Source organism: Nocardioides daphniae (assembly GCF_004777465.1).
GTDB classification, from domain to species: Bacteria; Actinomycetota; Actinomycetes; order Propionibacteriales; family Nocardioidaceae; genus Nocardioides; species Nocardioides daphniae.
Genome location: NZ_CP038462.1, coordinates 1,234,306 through 1,252,826, shown reverse-complemented (window position 1 = coordinate 1,252,826; position 18,521 = coordinate 1,234,306). Strand labels below are relative to the sequence as shown.

General features: G+C 72.1%; 16 protein-coding genes and 3 pseudogenes. 2 read left to right on the top strand and 17 right to left on the bottom strand.

Going from position 1 to position 18,521, the window contains the following annotated elements; genetic code table 11:
* Nucleotides 1-11 precede the first annotated feature (11 nt).
* The 4 genes and pseudogenes from ffh to E2C04_RS06145 all read right to left on the bottom strand — a co-directional run bounded on the left by ffh (nt 12) and on the right by E2C04_RS06145 (nt 5,669).
* Nucleotides 12-1,557, bottom strand: a pseudogene (gene ffh, locus E2C04_RS06160) (signal recognition particle protein).
* A gap of 97 nt (nt 1,558-1,654) precedes the next feature.
* Nucleotides 1,655-3,943, bottom strand: a complete 2,289-nt coding sequence (locus E2C04_RS06155) for a [protein-PII] uridylyltransferase (protein ID WP_268234027.1) — start codon at nt 3,941-3,943, stop codon at nt 1,655-1,657.
* 95 nt (nt 3,944-4,038) lie between these two features.
* Nucleotides 4,039-4,377, bottom strand: a complete 339-nt coding sequence (locus tag E2C04_RS06150) for a P-II family nitrogen regulator (protein ID WP_135831953.1) — start codon at nt 4,375-4,377, stop codon at nt 4,039-4,041.
* Nucleotides 4,374-5,669 (bottom strand): ammonium transporter, encoded by a 1,296-nt coding sequence (locus E2C04_RS06145; protein WP_135831952.1) that lies wholly within the window; start codon nt 5,667-5,669, stop codon nt 4,374-4,376. The genes E2C04_RS06150 and E2C04_RS06145 overlap by 4 nt, the downstream gene beginning before the upstream one ends.
* 63 nt (nt 5,670-5,732) lie before the next feature.
* On the opposite strand from E2C04_RS06145, the pseudogene E2C04_RS21855 reads away from it, so the two are divergent.
* Both E2C04_RS21855 and E2C04_RS18545 read left to right on the top strand, forming a co-directional pair.
* A pseudogene (locus E2C04_RS21855) lies at nt 5,733-6,143 on the top strand (glycosyltransferase family 2 protein); the annotation flags it as partial.
* Nucleotides 6,144-6,586: 443 nt separating this feature from the next.
* A complete protein-coding gene (locus E2C04_RS18545) occupies nt 6,587-6,775 on the top strand; it encodes a hypothetical protein (protein ID WP_202978012.1) in 189 nt (62 codons plus the stop codon).
* 3 nt (nt 6,776-6,778) lie between these two features.
* On the opposite strand, the gene E2C04_RS06135 is transcribed toward E2C04_RS18545, so the two are convergent.
* The 13 genes and pseudogenes from E2C04_RS06135 to coaD form a co-directional block, all read right to left on the bottom strand.
* Nucleotides 6,779-7,351 (bottom strand): glycosyltransferase family protein, encoded by a 573-nt coding sequence (locus E2C04_RS06135; protein ID WP_135831951.1) that lies wholly within the window; start codon nt 7,349-7,351, stop codon nt 6,779-6,781.
* Nucleotides 7,352-7,732: 381 nt separating this feature from the next.
* On the bottom strand, nt 7,733-9,004 hold the full coding sequence (locus E2C04_RS06130; protein WP_135831950.1) for a glycosyltransferase family 2 protein: 1,272 nt from the start codon (nt 9,002-9,004) through the stop codon (nt 7,733-7,735).
* A 31-nt stretch (nt 9,005-9,035) separates the two neighbouring features.
* Entirely contained in the window at nt 9,036-9,953 is a 918-nt protein-coding gene (locus E2C04_RS06125) for a hypothetical protein (RefSeq protein WP_135831949.1), read from the bottom strand.
* Between the two features lie 10 nt (nt 9,954-9,963).
* Nucleotides 9,964-11,136 (bottom strand): signal recognition particle-docking protein FtsY, encoded by a 1,173-nt coding sequence (gene ftsY, locus E2C04_RS06120; RefSeq protein WP_135831948.1) that lies wholly within the window; start codon nt 11,134-11,136, stop codon nt 9,964-9,966.
* A gap of 21 nt (nt 11,137-11,157) precedes the next feature.
* A complete protein-coding gene (locus E2C04_RS06115; RefSeq protein ID WP_135831947.1) occupies nt 11,158-11,346 on the bottom strand; it encodes a hypothetical protein in 189 nt (62 codons plus the stop codon).
* Nucleotides 11,347-11,462: 116 nt separating this feature from the next.
* Nucleotides 11,463-13,460, bottom strand: a complete 1,998-nt coding sequence (locus tag E2C04_RS21285) for an AAA family ATPase (protein ID WP_338088813.1) — start codon at nt 13,458-13,460, stop codon at nt 11,463-11,465.
* 65 nt (nt 13,461-13,525) lie between these two features.
* The gene (locus E2C04_RS21280) at nt 13,526-15,013 is read right to left on the bottom strand and encodes a chromosome segregation SMC family protein (RefSeq protein ID WP_338088812.1); all 1,488 of its coding nucleotides are present in this window, start codon (nt 15,011-15,013) and stop codon (nt 13,526-13,528) included.
* A gap of 167 nt (nt 15,014-15,180) precedes the next feature.
* Nucleotides 15,181-15,384, bottom strand: a complete 204-nt coding sequence (locus E2C04_RS06105) for a hypothetical protein (RefSeq protein WP_135831946.1) — start codon at nt 15,382-15,384, stop codon at nt 15,181-15,183.
* A gap of 118 nt (nt 15,385-15,502) precedes the next feature.
* On the bottom strand, nt 15,503-16,354 hold the full coding sequence (gene mutM / locus E2C04_RS06100; RefSeq protein WP_188421364.1) for a bifunctional DNA-formamidopyrimidine glycosylase/DNA-(apurinic or apyrimidinic site) lyase: 852 nt from the start codon (nt 16,352-16,354) through the stop codon (nt 15,503-15,505).
* 122 nt (nt 16,355-16,476) lie between these two features.
* Nucleotides 16,477-17,151, bottom strand: a pseudogene (gene rnc / locus E2C04_RS06095) (ribonuclease III); the annotation flags it as partial.
* The gene (rpmF, locus tag E2C04_RS06090) at nt 17,093-17,278 is read right to left on the bottom strand and encodes a 50S ribosomal protein L32 (protein ID WP_135831944.1); all 186 of its coding nucleotides are present in this window, start codon (nt 17,276-17,278) and stop codon (nt 17,093-17,095) included. The gene rpmF and the pseudogene rnc, both read right to left, overlap by 59 nt.
* Nucleotides 17,279-17,342: 64 nt before the next feature.
* Nucleotides 17,343-17,867: a YceD family protein gene (locus E2C04_RS06085; RefSeq protein WP_135831943.1), complete on the bottom strand. Its 525-nt coding sequence runs from the start codon at nt 17,865-17,867 to the stop codon at nt 17,343-17,345.
* Nucleotides 17,868-18,028: 161 nt separating this feature from the next.
* Complete coding sequence (gene coaD, locus E2C04_RS06080; RefSeq protein WP_135831942.1) at nt 18,029-18,520, bottom strand: pantetheine-phosphate adenylyltransferase; 492 nt, start codon at nt 18,518-18,520, stop codon at nt 18,029-18,031.
* Nucleotide 18,521: the final 1 nt, after the last annotated feature.

The window sequence follows — 18,521 nt, the reverse complement described above, 5'->3', positions numbered from 1 at the left end:
CGCGGGGGCGCTCACTTGAGGAACTTGGAGAAGTCCTTCGGCAGCTGCAGGTTGGCGGCCGCGGCCTCGTAGTCGACCGGCTCGCCGTTGCCGAAGGGGTTGGCCGGAGCGGCCTTGGCCTTCTCCGAGAGCTCCTTCTTCTGCTGCGCCGCCTTGGCCGGGTTGCCGGAGACCCGCTTGCTCTTGCCCTTCTTCGGCTGCTGACGGCCCTTCTTGGCGCCGGGAAGGCCGGGCATGCCGGGCATCCCGGGGATGCCGCCGCCCTTCGCCATCTGCTGCATCATCTTGCGGGCCTCGAAGAAACGGTCCACGAGCTGGTTGACGTCGTTGACCTTGGTGCCGGAACCCTTGGCGATGCGGGCACGGCGCGAGCCGTCGATGATCTTCGGGTTCTGGCGCTCGGCCGGCGTCATCGACGAGATGATCGCCTGGATGCGGTCGATCTCGCGCTCGTCGAAGTTCTCGAGCTGGTCGGGTACTGACCCATCCCGGGCAGCATGCCCATGATCTTGGTCATGGAGCCCTTTGCGCAGCTGCTTCATCTGGTCATGAAGTCCTCGAGGGTGAAGTCACCCTTGCCACCGAGGAGCTTCTCGGCCGCCTTCGAGGTCTGCTCGCGTCGAACGCCTTCTCCGCCTGCTCGATCAGGGTGAGCATGTCGCCCATGTCGAGGATGCGCGAGGCCATCCGGTCGGGGTGGAACAGGTCGAAGTCGGTCATCTTCTCGCCTTGGTTGGAGGCGAACATGACCGGCTTTGCCGGTGATCGAGGCGATCGACAGGGCCGCACCACCGCGGGCGTCACCGTCGAGCTTGGTGAGGACGACCGCGTCGTAGCCCACCCCGTCGAGGAAGGCCTGGGCGGGTGACCGCGTCCTGGCCGATCATCGCGTCGACGACGAAGAGCACCTCGTCGGGCTGGACGGCGTCGCGGATGTCCGCGGCCTGCTTCATCAGCTCGGTGTCGACACCCAGGCGACCGGGTGTCGATGATGACCACGTCGTGGAGCTTGCGCTTGGCCTCCTCGATGGAGGCGCGGGCCACCGACACCGGGTCGCCGACGCCGTTGCCGGGCTCGGGCGAAGACCGGACACCGACGCGGCCACCGTTGACCTGGAGCTGGTTGACCGCGTTGGGGCGCTGCAGGTCGGCCGCGACCAAGATCGGGGTCTTGCCCTGCTCCTTGAGCCAGAGCGCGAGCTTGGCGGCGAGCGTCGTCTTTCCGGCACCCTGGAGGCCGGCGAGCATGATGACGGTCGGGCCGGTCTTGGCGTAGCGCAGCCGGCGGGTCTCGCCACCGAGGATGTTGACGAGCTCCTCGTTGACGATCTTGACGATCTGCTGCGCCGGGTTGAGCGCCTGGCTGACCTCCTCGCCGCGGGCCCGCTCCTTGACGGCGCCGACGAACTCCTTGACCACGGGCAGCGCGACGTCGGCCTCGAGGAGCGCGATGCGGATCTCGCGCGCGGTGGCGTCGATGTCGGCCTCGGAGAGACGTCCCTTGCCCCTCAGGTTCTTGAAGGTGTCGGCAAGGCGGTCGGAGAGTGTGGCGAACAAGAGCTCTTCCCTCGTGGGCGTAGTGGTGGCGCAGACGTACGGGAGGCAAGACTATCCGGCAGTCCCCTGCCCTGCCCTCATCGCGGGCGCACGCAGCTCACCACGCGCGCTCCATCTCGCGGTCCGTCCCACCGGCCAGGGCCCGACGTACGGCGTGCGCCGCCTCCGCCGCGCGCTCGTCGCCCAGGGCGTCGGCCCCCAGCTCGCACAGGTAGAAGACGTCGACGGCCTGCGGACCGAGCGTGTCGACGTGCGCCGAGCGGACCGTCATCCCGCGGGCGGCCACCGCGGAGAGCACGGTGTGCAGCAGCCCCGGCCGGTCACCGGCCCGGACCTCCAGGACGGTGGCCCGCCGGGAGGCCTCCGGGCGGACCTGCACCGACGGCTCGAGCGTGTCGTCCGCGGGCATCCGGAGGCGCTCCACCCCGCCCTCGCCACTCGCGACCAGGTCGAAGCGTCGGCGCAGCAGCGCCGGGTCGAGCGAGTCGTGGGCGACGTCCCAGACCGAGACGCCCCACTCGCCCTGCGACCAGACCCGGGCCCGTCGTACGCCGGCCTTCTGCAGCGCCAGCACCGCGGAGACGTCGGCGAGCAGCCCCACCCGGTCGGGCGCGACGACCGTGACGGTGGCGCCCGACGCGCCGGGGACGACCTCGAAGTGCACCGTCGTACGCCCTGCCGCGAGCTCGTCGGGCACCGCGACCTCGGGAGTGCCCACCTCGGGCTGCGGCACGGTGCGTGCCTCCAGCAGCCGGTCGACCCGGGCAGCGAGGCTCTGGACGAGCTGCGCGCGCCAGGTCGACCACGCCTTCACCGACGCGGCCAGGGCGTCGGCCTCGGTCAGCGCGGCGAGCAGCGACAAGGTGAGCCGGGAGCCGACCTTCGCCGCGACCTCCTCCTGCGTCACCGGGTCGTCGGGGTCACGCGTGGTCGCCGTCTCCGAGAGCAGGAGGTGCCAGCGTACGAGCGTGGCCAGGGTCGCGCAGTCCTCGGCGTCGAAGCCCATCCGGGCGGCGACCGGCCCGACGACCTGCTCCCCGGCGACGCTGTGGTCGATCGTCTGCCCCTTGCCGATGTCGTGCAGCAGCGCCGCCACCATCAGCAGGTCAGGCCGGGCGACCCGACGGATCAGCCGAGAGGCCTCGATGCAGGTCTCCACCACGTGCCGGTCGACGGTGAAGCGGTGGATCGCCGAGGCGTGCGGCAGCAGTCGGATCTGCTCCCACTCCGGCAGCACCTGGTCGATGGCGCCGGTCTCCTCCAGGGTCTCCCAGACGCCCAGCAGGCCGCGCCCGGAGGCGAGGAGGCGGACCAGCAGCTCGCGCGCCCCCAACGGCCACGGCGTGGGCAGCGGCGGGCACTCGGCGACGAGTCGGGCGGCGCTGACCGGCGAGAGGAGCAGACCGCGCTCGGCGGCCTCGGCGGCGGCGCGCAGCAGCAGGAGCGGGTCGTCGGCCGGCGCGACCCTGCCGTCGAGGACGACCTCCCCCGCCGACTCGGAGACGCCCGGCGCCAGCGGGGTGAGCTGGGGCCGGCGTCCGCCGCGGCGCGGCCGGACGCTGCTCACCGCCTCGGCCCGGTGCCAGGTGAGCCGGCTCAGGTGCGCCACCCGCCGCCCGAGCATGCGGACGTGGCGCTGGGCGGCCTCGGCGTCCTCGAGGCCGAGCGCCTCCGCGAGCGGCGTCCAGGCCTCCGGCGGAACCCTGTCGCCGGCGCGGCCGGTGATCTCGTGGAGGTGGTCGCGCACGTCGAGCAGCCCGCGTCGACCACGCTCGAGGTCGGCGTGCGGCACGTCGACCAGCCACGACGCCACCAGGGCCCGCAGGACGGTGGCGTCGCGCAGGCCGCCCGCGGACTCCTTCAGGTCGGGCACGGAGGCGTGGGCCAGCTCGCCGACGGCCTGGTGGCGCTTGTCGACCAGGGACCGCACCGCGCCGAGGCGCTCACGGGCCGTACGACGCCACCCCGCCAGCACGGTGGTGCGCAGGCGCAGGGTCAGGTTGGCGTCACCGGCCAGGTGCCGGATGTCCAGCAGGCCCAGCGCGACCCGGGCGTCGGCGTCGGCCGCGCTGATCATCTGGGAGAAGGTGCGGACGGCGTGGTCGATCTTGAACCCTGAGTCCCACAGCGGATACCAGACGTCGGAGGCGACGCTGCCGAGTTGGACGTCGTCGTCGTGCACCAGGACCACGTCGAGGTCGGAGTAGGGCGCCAGCTCGCCGCGACCGTAGCCGCCGACGGCGACCAGGGCGACACCGGTGTCGGGGCCGCTCGCCTGGGCGTACGCCGCCCGGCAGACGTCGTCGGCGATCTCGGTGCGGACCGCGCGTTGCTCGGCGCTCATGCTGGCCTCCTGGGGTGTGGGGCGGACACGAGTCAGGCCCACCCCGGACGAGGTGTGTCGGGGTGGGCCTGCTCAGGTGTGGCTTCAGTGCGGGGTGGTGCGGTGCCCGTCGCGAGGACGGGCCGGGGTCACGAGGCTCAGAGAGCGGCCTCGTCCTTGTCCCCGGTGCGGACCCGGACCACGGAGTCGACCGGCATGACCCAGACCTTGCCGTCTCCGATCCGCCCCGTCTGGGCGGTCTTCACGACGATGTCGACGATGTCGGCGGCGTCGGAGTCCTCGACCACGATCTCGATGCGGATCTTGGGCACCAGGGCGATGTCGTACTCAGCGCCGCGGTAGACCTCGGTGTGACCCTTCTGGCGGCCGTAGCCGCTGACCTCGGAGACCGTCATCCCGGCGACTCCGAAGGTCTCGAGGGCCTCTCGGACGTCCTCCCACTTGTGGGGCTTGATGACTGCGGTGACGAGCTTCATGCGCTCGCTCCTTCCTTGACCTTGTCGGAGGTGGTGGTGCCGAGGACGCTGCGACCACGGCCGACGGCGGTGCCGAAGTCGTAGCCGGTCTCACCGTGCTCGGAGAAGTCCACGCCCTCGATCTCGGCCTCCTCGTCGACCCGGAGGCCGATGACCAGCTTGACCAGCAGCGCCACCAGGAAGGTGAAGACCGCGGACCAGACCATGGCGAAGAGGGCGATGACGACCTGGGTGAGGAGCAGCTTGGCACCGTCACCGTAGAAGACACCACCGGTGGTGGCGAGGAAGCCGATGCCGACCGTGCCGACCAGACCACCGACGAGGTGGACGCCCACGACGTCGAGCGCGTCGTCGAAGCCGAGCTTGTACTTCAGGCCGACGGCCAGGGCGCAGAGCGCACCGGAGACCAGGCCGAGGATGATCGCACCGATCGGCGACAGGGCGCCACAGGCCGGGGTGATGGCGACCAGACCGGCGACGACACCGGAGGCGGCGCCGAGCGAGGTGGCCTTGCCGTGGCGGATCTTCTCGATGACCATCCAGCCGACGACGGCGGCAGCAGCAGCGACGGTGGTGTTCAGCCAGACCAGGCTGGTCTCGGAGAGGAAGATCGCGTTGGACTCGTCGGTGCCGTCAGCGGCGAAGACGATCGAGCCGACGTTGAAGCCGTACCAGCCGAGCCACAGCAGACCGGCACCGATCATGGTGAGCGGCAGGTTGTGGGGCTTGATCGGCTCCTTGCCGAAGCCGAGGCGCTTGCCGAGCATCAGGGCCAGGACGAGACCCGCGACACCGGCGTTGATGTGGACGACCGTTCCACCGGCGTAGTCGACCGGGGCCGCACCGCCGATGAGGTCGGCGAGGGCGCCGTCCTCACCCGAGAGGAAGCCGCCGCCCCAGACCATGTGGGCCAGGGGGAAGTAGGAGAAGGTGACCCACAGGGGCAGGAAGAGCACCCAGGCGGAGAACTTGAGGCGGTCGGCCACCGCGCCGCTGATCAGCGCAGCGGTGATGACCGCGAAGGTGAGCTGGAAGCCGACGAAGATGTAGTCGACACCGCTGACGCCCTTGAGGCCGAAGGTCTCGAAGGGGTTGTTGAAGAGCATGGCGACGTCCTGGTCACCGTAGGACATCGACCAGCCCCACAGGACGTAGATGATGCCGACGATGCCGAGCGAGCTGAACGACATCATCATCATGTTCAGCACGGACTTGCTGCGGCTCATGCCGCCGTAGAACAACGCCAGCGCGGGCGTGGTCATCATCAGGACGAAGGACGCTGAGACCAGCATCCAGGCGTGATAGCCGGTGTCCATTGGACCTCCAGAGGATCTCGGGTGGTGGTTCGGGAACTGATGGAAGAAGACTCGTCCCGCGAGATTTCGCTCCAGCGCTCCGCATGTTGCATGCAAGAAACGTCTGTGCAGATTCTGTTTCGCGCATGTGAACGAGCTCCAGCGCCCTCACGCCCCTGCGGCCACGACCCGGGCAGCACTCGTTACGCTCGCCCGGTGAGGATCATCGGGACGCTCATGGTGCGCGACGAGGTGGACGTGGTCGCGGCGATGGTGGAGCACCACCTCGACCAGGGCGTCGACCTCCTCGTGGTCACCGACAACGCCTCCGTCGACGGCACCACCGAGGTGCTCGCGGCGTACGAGGCCACAGGACGCATCGAGCTGCACCACGACCCGGTGCACCGCAAGCAGCAGGGCGACGTGGTCACCGCGATGGCGCGCCGCGCCCGCACCGTGCACCGGGCCGACTGGGTGCTCAACCTCGACGCCGACGAGTTCATGCTCGCGCGTGACCCAGGGCTCACCGTGCGTGCAGCGTTGGAGGCCACGCCGCTGCACCTCAACGCCTTCACCGTCGACGTGGTCAACATGATCGGCCCCACCGCCGAGTCGGGCGCCGGTTTCGACCGGCTGGTGTGGCGCGACCACCGCCCCGACGACCTGCTGGTCGAGCGCGAGCTGCACGCCCACCCCACCCCCAACGCGGTCCACCGTGGCGAGAGCGACGTGGTCGTCCAGCAGGGCAACCACTTCACCTCGCTGGTCAGCAACGGCCAACCCGACGAGGCGGTGGCCATGGAGGTCCTCCACCTGCCCTGGCGCTCGTGGTCGCAGTTCGAGCGCAAGGTGGTCAACGCCGGGCGGGGCTACGAGGCCTCGCCCACCCTGCGGCCGAGCCCAGGCACCACGGCATGCGCGACTACCGGCTGTGGCAGGAGGCAGGTTGCACGCGACGTACGACCGTCGCTGCCCTCCCCGCCGAGCTCGACGAGTGGGCGGGCCGCGGCTGGGTCGAGCACGACACCCGCCTGCTGGAGCGGCTCACAGCCCTGCAGGAGCGGGCGCTGCGCCCGGACCTGCTCGGCGCCTGCCTGCGCTGACCCTCAGCGGTCGAAGCCGCGCGCGGCCCGCAGCTCGACGGCCAGCTCCACCAGGCGGCGGGCGCGCGCCTCGAACGAGTGCTCACGGCGGATCCGCTCGGCGGTCGCCCGTCGCTCCTCGTCGTCGCCGAAGACCGCGTCGGGGTCGGCGAGCGAGCTCAGGCGTACGAGGTCCTCGGGCGTCCGCACGACCTGCACCGAGCGTCCGAAGAGGTCGCCGAGGCCGGCGACGTCGTCGGTGAGCACCCGGGCGCCGCTGGCGACCGCGTCGAAGAGGCGGTTCGACAGGAAGCCGTCGCTGCGCATGTCGTCCCAGTGGTCGTTGAGCACCACGCCGGCAGAGCGGTAGGCGGCACCGAGCTCGGCGTTGGCGAGGTAGTTGCCCTTGAGCACCCGCTTCGGCACGAGCCGCTCCCACTCGGTGCCGTAGAGGGAGAGCGGAAGACCCTGCTCGACCGCGTCGCGGACCATCGGGCGGTAGACGCCGCGGGCACTGCCCACGAAGAGCACGGGGTGGCCCGTGTCGGGGATGGCCCGGTCGGGGTGGAAGAGCCGGTGGTCGGTGGCCTGGAGCAAGGGTCGACGCGCAGGCCCCAGCGGCGGGTCTGCTGCTCGGCCCAGTGCACCGACGCCGCGAGCACGCGGTCGTACGTCGCGGCCTCCGCGCCCGTGAGCTGCTCGGGGTGGGAGATGACCCAGCCGATGGTGACGTTCTCCGGGGTGGGCCAGAAGGCCTCGAGCCCGCGCAGGACCAGGTTGACGTCGTCGTGGCGCCCGGTCGGACGGTCGAAGGCGTCGCGGCGGTCGACGACGACCTCCTGGCCGACCGAGCGCAGCGCCTCGGCCAGCGAGCTGGCGAAGTGGGTGTCGCCCCACTTGTCACCGGCGGGGGTGAACGGAGCCGGGTTCTTGATCGCCCAGCGCAGGCGCGGCGGCGCCTCGGTCACGGTCGGCCGCTCACGCACCAGCACCGGCTCGGCGACCCCAGGTGGCGGTCCTTGAGCTGGTGGAAGGAGAGCGCGTGGCCGTGGACCGCGAACCCGCGGGTCGCCACAGCTCGGCGTCGTCCTGGGGCATCCGACCACGCCAGCGCTCCAGGAAGACCCGGCGGTTGACCGCGTAGTGGCGGTGCCGGCCCGGCGTCCGCGACTCGTGGTGCACGACCACGGAGTCGGGGCGCACGGTGAAGCGGCCCGGGCGCACCTCGGCGGCGCGCAGGCAGAGGTCGACGTCCTCCATGCCGTTGGTGAAGACGGGGTCGAAGCCGCGCAGGGCGACGACGTCGCGGGTGCGCATCACCAGGCAGGCGCCGGTCACGGCGTGGAAGGGCAGCTCCTCGATCCCTGCCGCGTCCTCGACCGGGAATCCGGTGAGGAAGCCGTGCGCCAGTCCCCCGGTGCTCGGGAAGGCGAGGCCGGCGCACTGGATCGACCCGTCTGGGTAGAGCAGCAGCGGCTGCGACCCGAGCACCGTGTCATCGGCGAGCGCGTCGACCAGCGGCGCGAGCCACCGCGACTGCACCTCGGTGTCATTGTTGAGGAAGACGACCGTCTCGCCGCGCAGGCGCGGCACGGCCACGTTGTTGCCCAGGGCGTAGCCGAGGTTGGCGACCCGGTGGTCGACCTCGACGCAGTCGTGCTTGAGGGTCAGCAGGTCCAGCATCACCGCGGCGTCGGGGTCGTTGCCGTTGTCCACGACGACGACCTGGAGCCGGTGGTGGGTCTCGGCGGCGTGCTCGACCACCCGGTCGACGGCCGTGCTGGTCATCTCCCAGTCGGCGTAGGTGGGGATCACCACAGAGACGACGTCGGCCTCGCGGATGACCTCGCGCTCGGCCTCCCAGTCGACGAGCAGGTCGTTGAGCACGACGTCGGCCCAGGCGGCGACCTCGCGCGGGTTGGAGACCGGGCGCCGGGGGCCCGGCAGGCCGCGGGCGGCGCTCGAGGCGGCGAGGTGGCGGACCACGCCCACCGACGCGACGAGCGGCACGCCGGTGAGGGGGGCGACCCGGGCCAGCAGCGCGAACTCCCAGGCCGACGGCAGGGTGGGATCGAGGCCGACCTCGTCCAGCGTGGCGCGGCGCAGCAGCAGGCGCTCGGCGGCGATCCCGGCCCGCTGGGTGGGGACGCCCTCCCCGATGCCGGCACGCGAGAGGTAGCCGGTGCCGTCGGCACGGACCACGCGCATCACGTCGGCGACCGCTCCGGCCGACTCACGCTCGGCGGTCACGACCAGCCGGGCCAGGCGGTCGGGCGCCCACTCATCGGCGGCGGTGAGGAAGGCGACGTACGCCCCCGCTCCCTGCTCGAGGGCGCGGACAGCACCGCACTGCCCTGCAGCCCGGTGACGTCGACGCGGGTCGTCCGCTCGGCGGGGGCGACGGCCTCGACGGCGGCCAGCACGTCGGCGTCGGTCTCGTCGTCGAGCACGAGGAGGCGCCAGGCGCGGTGGGTCTGGGCGACCAACCCCTCCACGCTCGTACGCACGTGCTCGGCGCTCCCGCGGGCGTCAGCACGACGTCGACCACGACGTCGGCGACGTCGGCGGCCAGGGCGGCGTCCAGCTCCGGCACGGCCTTCAGCGCCCGGCGCGGCACCACCGGCAACGCCTCCGCCTCGGCCTGGGCGGCCAGGGCACGGTGGCGCTCCAGCAACCACGCCCGCAGGTCGACCCCGTGGCCCTCGGCGTCGACCGGGAGCCAGCGGTTGCCGGGGATGCCGTCGGGCGCCCCGACCTCGAGGTAGTGGCCGAGCGGCCCGTGCGGGTGCTCCTTCGCCCCCTCCACGGTGCGCCGGTAGTGGACGGTCGAGAAGGCCGGGTGGGTCGGGGTCCCGAACGGCTTGCGCCGCAAGTAGACCAGGAAGGGGTCCTTGCCGGTCAGGTCGAGCTTGCTGCAACGGGCGAACCAGGCAGGGTCGAAGAGGGGCTGCGGCGAGACCCGCTTCTCGCGTGGGGTGGCCAGGTAGTGGCGGACCAACGCCTCGCGGTCACCCTGCGCGCCGGTGCGCAGGGCGTACCACTCCGCGTCGAAGAGCGGGCTGTCGAGCAGCAGCGCGACCCGTCCGTCGCCCCGTGCCCCGGCACCGCGCGCGGGCGCAGCGGCACCCCGCAGGGAGCGGGCCCTGGCCCGCGCCCGGGTGAGCATGCGGCGCGCCGAGCGCCTCTGGCCACTCGCCACCGGGGCTCCCTCAGCCCAGCAGGGCGTCGACGAAGGCCTGCGGCTCGAAGGGGGCGAGGTCGTCGGGACCCTCGCCCAGGCCCACGAGCTTGACCGGCACGCCCAGCTCGCGCTGGACGGCGACCACGATGCCGCCCTTGGCCGAGCCGTCGAGCTTGGTGAGCACGATGCCGGTGACGTCGACGGCCTCGGCGAAGACGCGGGCCTGGATCATCCCGTTCTGTCCGGTGGTGGCGTCGAGGACCAGCAGCACCTCGGTGACCGGGGTGAGCTTCTCGATGACGCGCTTGACCTTGCCGAGCTCGTCCATGAGGCCGGCCTTGTTCTGCAGTCGGCCGGCCGTGTCGACCAGGACGGTGTCGACGCCGCGGTCGATGCCCTCCTTGACGGCCTCGAAGGCGACGCTGGCCGGGTCGGTGCCCTCCGGGCCGCGGACCACGTCGACGCCGACGCGCTCGCCCCAGGTGCCGAGCTGCTCGGCGGCGGCGGCGCGGAAGGTGTCGGCGGCGCCCATGACGACCGAGCGGTCCTCGGCCACCAGGATGCGGCCGATCTTGCCGACGGTCGTGGTCTTGCCGACGCCGTTGACGCCGACGACCAGGACGACGCCGGGCTTGCCGTCCTCGCCGGTGACCCGGAGGCGGCGGTCGAGGTCGGGGTTGACCAGGGCGAGCAGCTCCTCGGAGAGGACGCGGCGGGCCTCGGTGGCCTCACCGCCCTCGACCCGGAGCCGGGTGCGCAGGTTGTCGACCAGCTGCGTGGTCGGGGCGACACCGATGTCGGCGGTGAGCAGGGTGTCCTCGATCGACTCCCAGGTGTCCTCGTCGAGCTTGTCGCGCGAGAGCAGGGCCAGCAGCCCCTTGCCCAGCGCGCCCTGGGAGCGCGAGAGCCGCTGGCGCAGGCGGACCAGGCGGGACGCGGTGCCCTCGGGCTGCTCCAGCGTCGGGAGGGCCTCCTCCGGCACCGGCGGGGCGGCAGCCTCCTGGCCGGTCACCTCCGTGGGGGCGGTGACCTCGGCCTCGTCGGCCCGGGGCGGCGGCGCGCCGGCGTCGGTCGGGGCCGACGGAGGAACGGCCTTGCCACCGCGGGAGCGGAGCGAGACGGTGACGGCGACCGCCACGGTGATGAGCGCCAGGATCGCCAGGGCGATCAGCACGTAGGTCCAACCAGGAAGAGCATCCATGAGGAGCATCCTCCCAGAGGGTCAGCGCCTGCGGAGCAGGGGTTCCTCGTCCTCGGACAGCAGCGGCAGACGGTCGACGCCGCGCCGCATGGCCTCGCCCAGCTGGGGGACGAACGGGACGTCCTGGCCCCGGTGCGGATAGGCCACGTAGGCGAGCACGAGTCCGCCCACGACCAGGCTCAGCATCGTCATCAGAAGGACGGCCAGCACGTGTTCCAACTCCCTGTCGAGCGACGTCAGGGCCCCCGCGGCCCGACGTCCGTCCCAAGGGTGACACAGGCGTGGGCACGCCCCGGCATCGGCCTCGGACCGGCCACTGACCGACCTCAGACCGGCTCGGACTCCTTCAGCCGCTGGCTGATCACGGCCGAGACGCCGTCGCCCCGCATCGTCACGCCGTAGAGCGCGTCGCCGACCTCCATGGTCCGCTTCTGGTGGGTGATGACGAGCAGCTGGGAGTTCTCGCGCAGCTCCTCGTAGATCTGCAGGAGACGACCGAGGTTGGTGTCGTCGAGCGCCGCCTCCACCTCGTCGAGGATGTAGAACGGCGAGGGCCGGGCCTTGAAGAGCGCCACCAGGAAGGCGACGGCGACCAGTGAGCGCTCGCCACCGGAGAGCAGCGAGAGCCGCTTCACCTTCTTGCCGGGCGGGCGCGCCTCGACCTCGACGCCGGTGGTGAGCATGTTCGACGGGTCGGTGAGCACCAGCCTCCCCTCACCGCCGGGGAAGAGCCGCGCGAAGGTCGCGTCGAACGCCTTCTCGACGTCGGCGTAGGCCTCGGTGAAGACCTGCTCCACCCGGACGTCGACCTCCTTGACGATGTCCATGAGGTCCTTGCGCGTGCGCTTGAGGTCGTCGAGCTGCTCGGTGAGGAACTTGTGGCGCTCCTCCATCGCCGAGAACTCCTCCAGCGCGAGCGGGTTGACCCGGCCCAGCTGGGCCAGGGCACGCTCGGCGGCCTTGAGCCGCTTGAGCTGCTCCTCACGGACGAACGGGACCGGCTCCGGCGGCTCGTCGCCCTCGGGGAGCTCGCCGAAGAACGGCACGGCCAGGTGCGGACCGTACTCGTCGACGAGCACCTGCGGGTCGAGCCCGAGCTCGTCGACGGCCTTCTCCTCGAGCTGCTCGATGCGCATCCGCTGCTGGGCCCGGGCCAGCTCGTCGCGGTGCACCGAGTTGACCAGCTCGTCGTGGTCGCGGGTGAGGTCACGCAGACGCGCACGCACGGTGAGCAGCTGCTCCTCGCGCTCGTGGCGCGATCGCTCCACCGAGGCGCGCTCCTCGGCGGCCTCGTTGACCGACGACTCCAGGGCGTGCAGCACCACCGCGGTCGCGGCGCCGACGGCCTCGGCCGCACGGCCCTCGCGCACCAGGCGCTGGCGTCGGGCCTGCGCCTTGGCGCGGCTCTCCCGCTCCGCTCGCGCCTGCCGGGCCAGCGAGTCGGCGCGGCCGTGGATGGCACGGGCCCGCTCCTCAGCCGTACGCAGCGCGAGTCGCGCGTCCATCTCCCCCTGCCGGGCGGCCCGGGCGGCCTCCGCCAGCTCCTCGCGGGCCGAGGTGTCCGGATCCTCCTCGGGGGCGTCGGTGGCCTGGGCCAGGCGGGCCTCGAGCTCCACCAAGCCGGCCAGGTCCTTCTCACGGGCCTCGGTGGCAGCAGCCAGCGCCTTCTCGAGCCGCTCGGCCTCGCCGCGGGCGCTGCGGACGGCCGAGCCGTACTGACCCAGCTCCTCCGCCACCGCTGCCAGGGTGGCGTCGGACTCGTGCAGCTGGGCCAGGGCCACGTCGACACGCTTCTGGGCCTCGAGGCGGCGCGCCTCCGCCCCGGAGATCTCGAAGGCGAGCCGCTCAGTGCGGGCGGTCACCTCGGCCAGCTGCTGCTCCGCCTCGTCGTGGGCAGCCTGGACCTCGAGCAGGCTCGGCTGGGACGACGATCCACCCCAGGCGTGGTGGCGACCCAGCAGGTCGCCGTCACGGGTGACCGCGACGACGTCGGGAAGTCGCTCCACGAGCGCACGGGCCGCCTCGAGGTCCTCGACGACGGCCACCTTGGCCAGGGCGCGGGTGAGGGCGGCGGACAGCTCGGCAGGGGCGACGACCACGTCGACCGCCCACACGGCGCCGCCGGGCAGGGCGGGCCAGTCGCGCGGCAGGTCGTCGGGGTCTCCGACCACCAGCTGCGCGCGCCCGAGATCCTCGCCCTTGAGGTGGTCGATCGCAACCAGCGCGGCGGAGGGGTCGCGCACCGCGACCGCGTCGGCCGCCTGGCCCAGCGCGCTGGCGACCGCGGCCTCGTAGCCGGAGTGCACGCTGACCAGGGCGGCCACCGAGCCGAGCAGGCCGTCGAGCTGCTCGGAGGCGGCCAGCAGGGCGCCTGCGCCGTCCTTGCGGTTCAGGCCCAGCGCCAGGGCGTCGATCCGGGCACGCAGCGCGGTCCGCTCCCGGTCGGCCTCGCGGTCGCATCGCGCAGACGCTGCACCTGTGCCTCGGCGGCCTCCAGGGCCTCGGCCGCGGCCTCGTGCTCGGCGTCCAGTCCTTCCTCGCCGGCGTCGAGCCCCGCGACCTCGGTCTCCAGCGCGGTGAACTGGGCGGCCGCACGCTCGGCACGGCCCAGGGCCTCCTGCCGCGCCTGGGCGAGACGCCCGAGCTCCTCGTCTGCGGCGGCGGCACGGCTCTTGAGCGCGTTGACCTGTCCGGTCAGTCGGGCCAGCCCCTCGCGGCGGTCGGCGGCGGCGCGTTGGAGGGCGGCGATCCTGCGGTCCTCCTCCGACGCGGCGTCCTCGGCCTCGCGCCGGTGCGCCACGGCCTCCTCGAGCGTCGTACGCAGGCCCTCGACCTCGGTGGCGATCGCGGCCTCCTGCTCGCGGGCCCGCTCCGCGTCGGCCTCGAGCCGGTCGGGGTCGCGCCCGGAGTCGACGACCTCGTCGGAGGAGCCCTGCGCGTTGCGCACGCGCTCGGCGGCCAGCGACTGGGTGCCGCGCAGACGCTCGCGCAGGCCGGAGAGGGCGAACCACGCCTCCTGGGCGGCCGCCAGGGCTGGCAGGTCCTCCCGCAACGAGGCCTCCAGCCCGGCCTCCACCTCGCGGGCCCGGGCCAGCTCGGCCTCGACCTCGGCGCGGCGCTGCACCAGCAGCGACTCGTCGGCCAGGTCCTGCTCCAGCACCGTGCGGGCGGTGACCAGGTCGTCGGCGGCGATGCGGGCGCGGGCGTCGCGGACGTCGGCCTGCACGGCCTGGGCCTTGCGCGCCACCTCGGCCTGACGGCCCAGCGGCTTGAGCTGGCGGCGGATCTCGGTGAGCAGGTCGGCCAGCCGGGTCAGGTTGCCCTCGGTGGAGGCGAGCTTGCGCAGCGCCTTCTCCTTGCGCTTGCGGTGCTTCAGGACGCCCGCGGCCTCCTCGATGAAGCCGCGCCGGTCCTCCGGCGTCGCGTGCAGGATCGAGTCGAGCTGGCCCTGCCCGACGATCACGTGCATCTCGCGTCCGATGCCGGAGTCGCTGAGCAGGTCCTGGACGTCGAGCAGCCGGCAGGAGGTGCCGTTGATCGCGTACTCCGAGCCGCCGTTGCGGAACATCGTCCGGCTGATCGTCACCTCGGTGTAGTCGATCGGCAGCGCACCGTCGGAGTTGTCGATGGTCAGCTGGACCTCGGCACGGCCCAGCGGTGGGCGGCCGGTGGTGCCGGCGAAGATGACGTCCTCCATCTTGCCGCCGCGCAGCGACTTGGCGCCCTGCTCCCCCATCACCCAGGCGAGCGCGTCGACGACGTTGGACTTGCCGGAGCCGTTGGGCCCGACGATGCAGGTGATGCCGGGCTCGAGCTGGAGCGTGGTCGAGGACGCGAAGGACTTGAACCCCTTGAGGGTCAGGCTCTTCAGGTACACCCCGGACCTCCTCCGACCGTGTCGCGCACTCCGCACGGGCACGTCGCCCGCTGCGGCGCGCTCAGACTACCGGTGGGTGCCGTCAGTTTCGCCCGACCGGCGCAGCTGCTCGTCGGGCGAGCTCGCCCGGACACGTCGCAGCGCCCGGAGGGCGGGACGGAGAGAGGTCAGGCGGGCTGCATCTCCTGGAGCGACTCGCGCTCCAGGGCAGCGGTCGTCTCGAGGTCGGCCAGACGGGTGTTCTCGTCCTGGAGCCGGACCACGAGGGCCTCGAGGTCAGCGATGCGCTGACGCAGTCGAGCGTTCTCCGAAACCATCCGGGAAGAACCACGGGTGTCGGTGTGGAGATGTCCGAGGAGAGCCTTGGCCATCGGGAACCTTTCGCGTGTCGTGCACGTGGTGAATGGGCAGGCCACAGAGGGCCGTATTCAAGAGTCCCACCCCGACCGGGACGGGTCAATTCCCCGACTTGGGGGCCTCGGTGCCCGCTCAGGTCCGGCGCCGGCGCGGCACCGGCTGGCAGGTCGGGCAGAAGTAGGACGAGCGGTTCATGAAGGCCACCCGGCGGATCGCCGCACCGCACCGGTCGCACGGCTCGTCCTCGCGGCCGTACGCGTGCAGGCTGCGGTCGAAGTAGCCCGACTCGCCGTTCACGTTGACGTAGAGGGCGTCGAAGCTGGTGCCGCCCTGGTCGAGCGCCTGCAGCATCACCGCGCGGGCCTGCTCGATCACGTCGAGCGCCTGAGCCCGGGTGAGCCGGTCGCCGGGACGCTCGCCGTGCAGCCGGGCGCGCCAGAGCGCCTCGTCGGCGTAGATGTTGCCGACCCCGGAGACCAGCGTCTGGTCGAGCAGCTGGCGCTTGACCGCGCTGGAGCGCTGCCGCATCCGCCGGGCCACCGCCTCGGCGTCGAACTCGGCGTCCAGCGGGTCACGGCCGATGTGGGCGATCTCCGACGGGAGAACGGCGCCGCCCGGGGCGTACGAGAGACCGCCGAACATCCGTTGGTCGACGAAACGCAGGTCGGCGCCGGAGTCGAGCGGGAAGCGCACCCGCAGGTGGCGCTCGAGCGGGGCGCCGGGGGTCTTCACCAGCATCTGCCCGCTCATGCCGAGGTGGCCGAGGATGGCGTCGGTGTCGTCGAGGGCGAGCCAGAAGTACTTGCCGCGTCGTCGCACGGCGGTGACCGTACGTCCGGCGACGGCCTGCGCGAACCCCTCGGGCCCGAGCGGGTCGCGGCGTACGGGGCGGGCGTGGAGCACCTCGGCGCCGAGGATGCGGGCACCGACGACGTGGGTCTCGAGTCCGCGGCGTACGACCTCGACCTCGGGCAGCTCGGGCACGGCGGCCTCGTCTCAGACGGGGAGTCGTCACCCCGGGCCGCGGCGTCGCGGGCCTCGGAGATCTCGCTGTAGGCGGTCTGGGCGGCTGCCTGCTCCGCCTCCTTCTTCGACCGTCCGGTGCCGTGGCCGTAGAGGCCGTCGCCGACGCGCACCTGGGCGGTGAAGGTCTTCATGTGGTCCGGACCCTCGTCCTGGATCACGTACTCAGGGACGCCGAGCCCGTGGCTGGCGGCGAGCTCCTGGAGCGAGGTCTTCCAGTCCAGACCGGCGCCCATGGCGGCCGCAGCCTCCATGAGCGGGTCGAAGAGCCGGTGCACGACCTCGCGGGAGACCTCGAACCCACCGGACAGGTGGATGGCGCCGATCACTGCCTCGACGGTGTCGGACAGGATCGACGCCTTGTCACGCCCACCGGTCGTCTCCTCGCCGCGGCCGAGCTTGATGTGCTCGCCGAGACCGATGGAGCGGGCCACGTCGGCCAACGCGCGAGCATTGACGACCGCGGCCCGCAGCTTCGCGAGACGACCCTCGGACAGGTCCGGGTGGTTCGTGTAGAGAGTCTCCGTCACCACCACGCCGAGCACGGAGTCCCCGAGGAACTCCAGGCGCTCATTGGTGGGAAGACCACCGTTCTCGTACGCGTACGAGCGGTGGGTCAGCGCACGCTCAAGCAGCTCGGGGGTCAGTACAGGATCCCCGAGCGCTTGGCGCAGCTGCGTGGTCAGAGGTGGGACCCGGTCAGAGGACCTGGCGACGCTCAGCGCGCGCGCCGTACTGGCCGCACTCGCCGCACGCACGGTGCGGGAGGTGCTTGGCACCGCACGCCGGGTTGGCGCAGGTCACCAGCGACGGGGCGACAGCCTTCCACTGCGAGCGACGGTGGCGCGTGTTGCTGCGCGACATCTTCCGCTTCGGAACAGCCACTGTTATCTCCTCATGCCTGGGCCGGTACGGCCACTTGCTCTTCGTCCGGTCGGGTTCGACCGGCTCAGTCCTCGTCCTGCTTCAGGGCCTGCAGCCCTGCCCAGCGCGGGTCGATCGCAGCCTCGTGACCGTGGTCGGGGTCGTCCGCGAGTCGTGCACCGCACTCGATGCACAGCCCGGGACAGTCGTCCTGGCACAGCGGCTGGAACGGCAGCGCAAGCACCACCGCGTCCCGCAACAGGGGCTCGAGGTCGAGCAGGTCGTCCTCGAGCTTGCTGACCTCGTCGTCCAGGTCCTCGTCGGACCTGTCGTGCCGGATGTCTTCGTACACGTACAGCTCCTGCAGGTCCACGAAGAGCTCGTCCTCGATGGGCTGCAGGCACCGCACGCACTCGCCGACGAGCTCGGCCTGAGCCGTGCCTGTCACCAACACGCCCTCCATGACCGCCTCGAGGCGCAGCTCCAGCTGGATCTGCTCCCCCTCGGGGACACGGAGTACTTCGATGCCAAGTTCTGCCGGCGCCGGCACGGAGAGGGACAGCTCACGCTGGACTCCCGGGCGGCGGCCGAGCTCGCGTGTATCGAGCACGAGCGGCGCTCTCGGTCCAGACTGGTCACTGGCCCACTTTCATGATCGGCGCAACAGAACTAGGGAACTCTAACCGCCCGGCGTCCGGCGGGGCAAAACTGGGTCGCGCCTCGGCGTCAGGCGTGACGCTGCTCACGTGACCCGTCACGCGACCTGCGCGGTCACGGCTGACGGGCCCGCTCGGCCAACCGTGCCGTCAGCCGCTCCAGCACGACGGGCGGCAGGAAGGCCGCCACGTCGCCGCCGAGCCCGGCGACCTCCTTGACCAGGCTCGAGGAGACGAACGCGTAGGTCGGGTCCGTGGCCACGAAGACGGTCTCCACGTCGGTCAGGTGCGCGTTCATCTGGGCCATCGGCAGCTCGTACTCGAAGTCGCCGGCTGCACGCAGCCCCTTCACGATGGCGCGCACGTCGTTGTCGCGGCAGAAGTCGGTCAGCAGGCCGGTGAAGCAGGCGACCCGCACGTTGCCGAAGGGCGCCACGACCTCGCGGAGCATCTCCATGCGCTCCTCGGCGTCGAAGAGGCGGCTCTTGGAGGCGTTGACGCCCACCGCCACCACGACCTCGTCGAAGAGGCCGGAGGCCCGTCGCACGATGTCGAGGTGGCCGTTGTGCACCGGGTCGAAGGAACCGGGACAGACTGCACGGCGCACG

What these genes read in the sequence shown, in the direction of transcription:
- ftsY (WP_135831948.1), bottom strand. Translation starts at nt 11,136, where the DNA reads ATGGATGCTCTTCCTGGTTGGACCTACGTGCTGATCGCCCTGGCGATC.
- E2C04_RS06105 (WP_135831946.1), bottom strand. Translation starts at nt 15,384, where the DNA reads ATGGCCAAGGCTCTCCTCGGACATCTCCACACCGACACCCGTGGTTCT.
- E2C04_RS06145 (WP_135831952.1), bottom strand. Translation starts at nt 5,669, where the DNA reads ATGCTGGTCTCAGCGTCCTTCGTCCTGATGATGACCACGCCCGCGCTG.
- E2C04_RS06150 (WP_135831953.1), bottom strand. Translation starts at nt 4,377, where the DNA reads ATGAAGCTCGTCACCGCAGTCATCAAGCCCCACAAGTGGGAGGACGTC.
- E2C04_RS18545 (WP_202978012.1), top strand. Translation starts at nt 6,587, where the DNA reads ATGCGCGACTACCGGCTGTGGCAGGAGGCAGGTTGCACGCGACGTACG.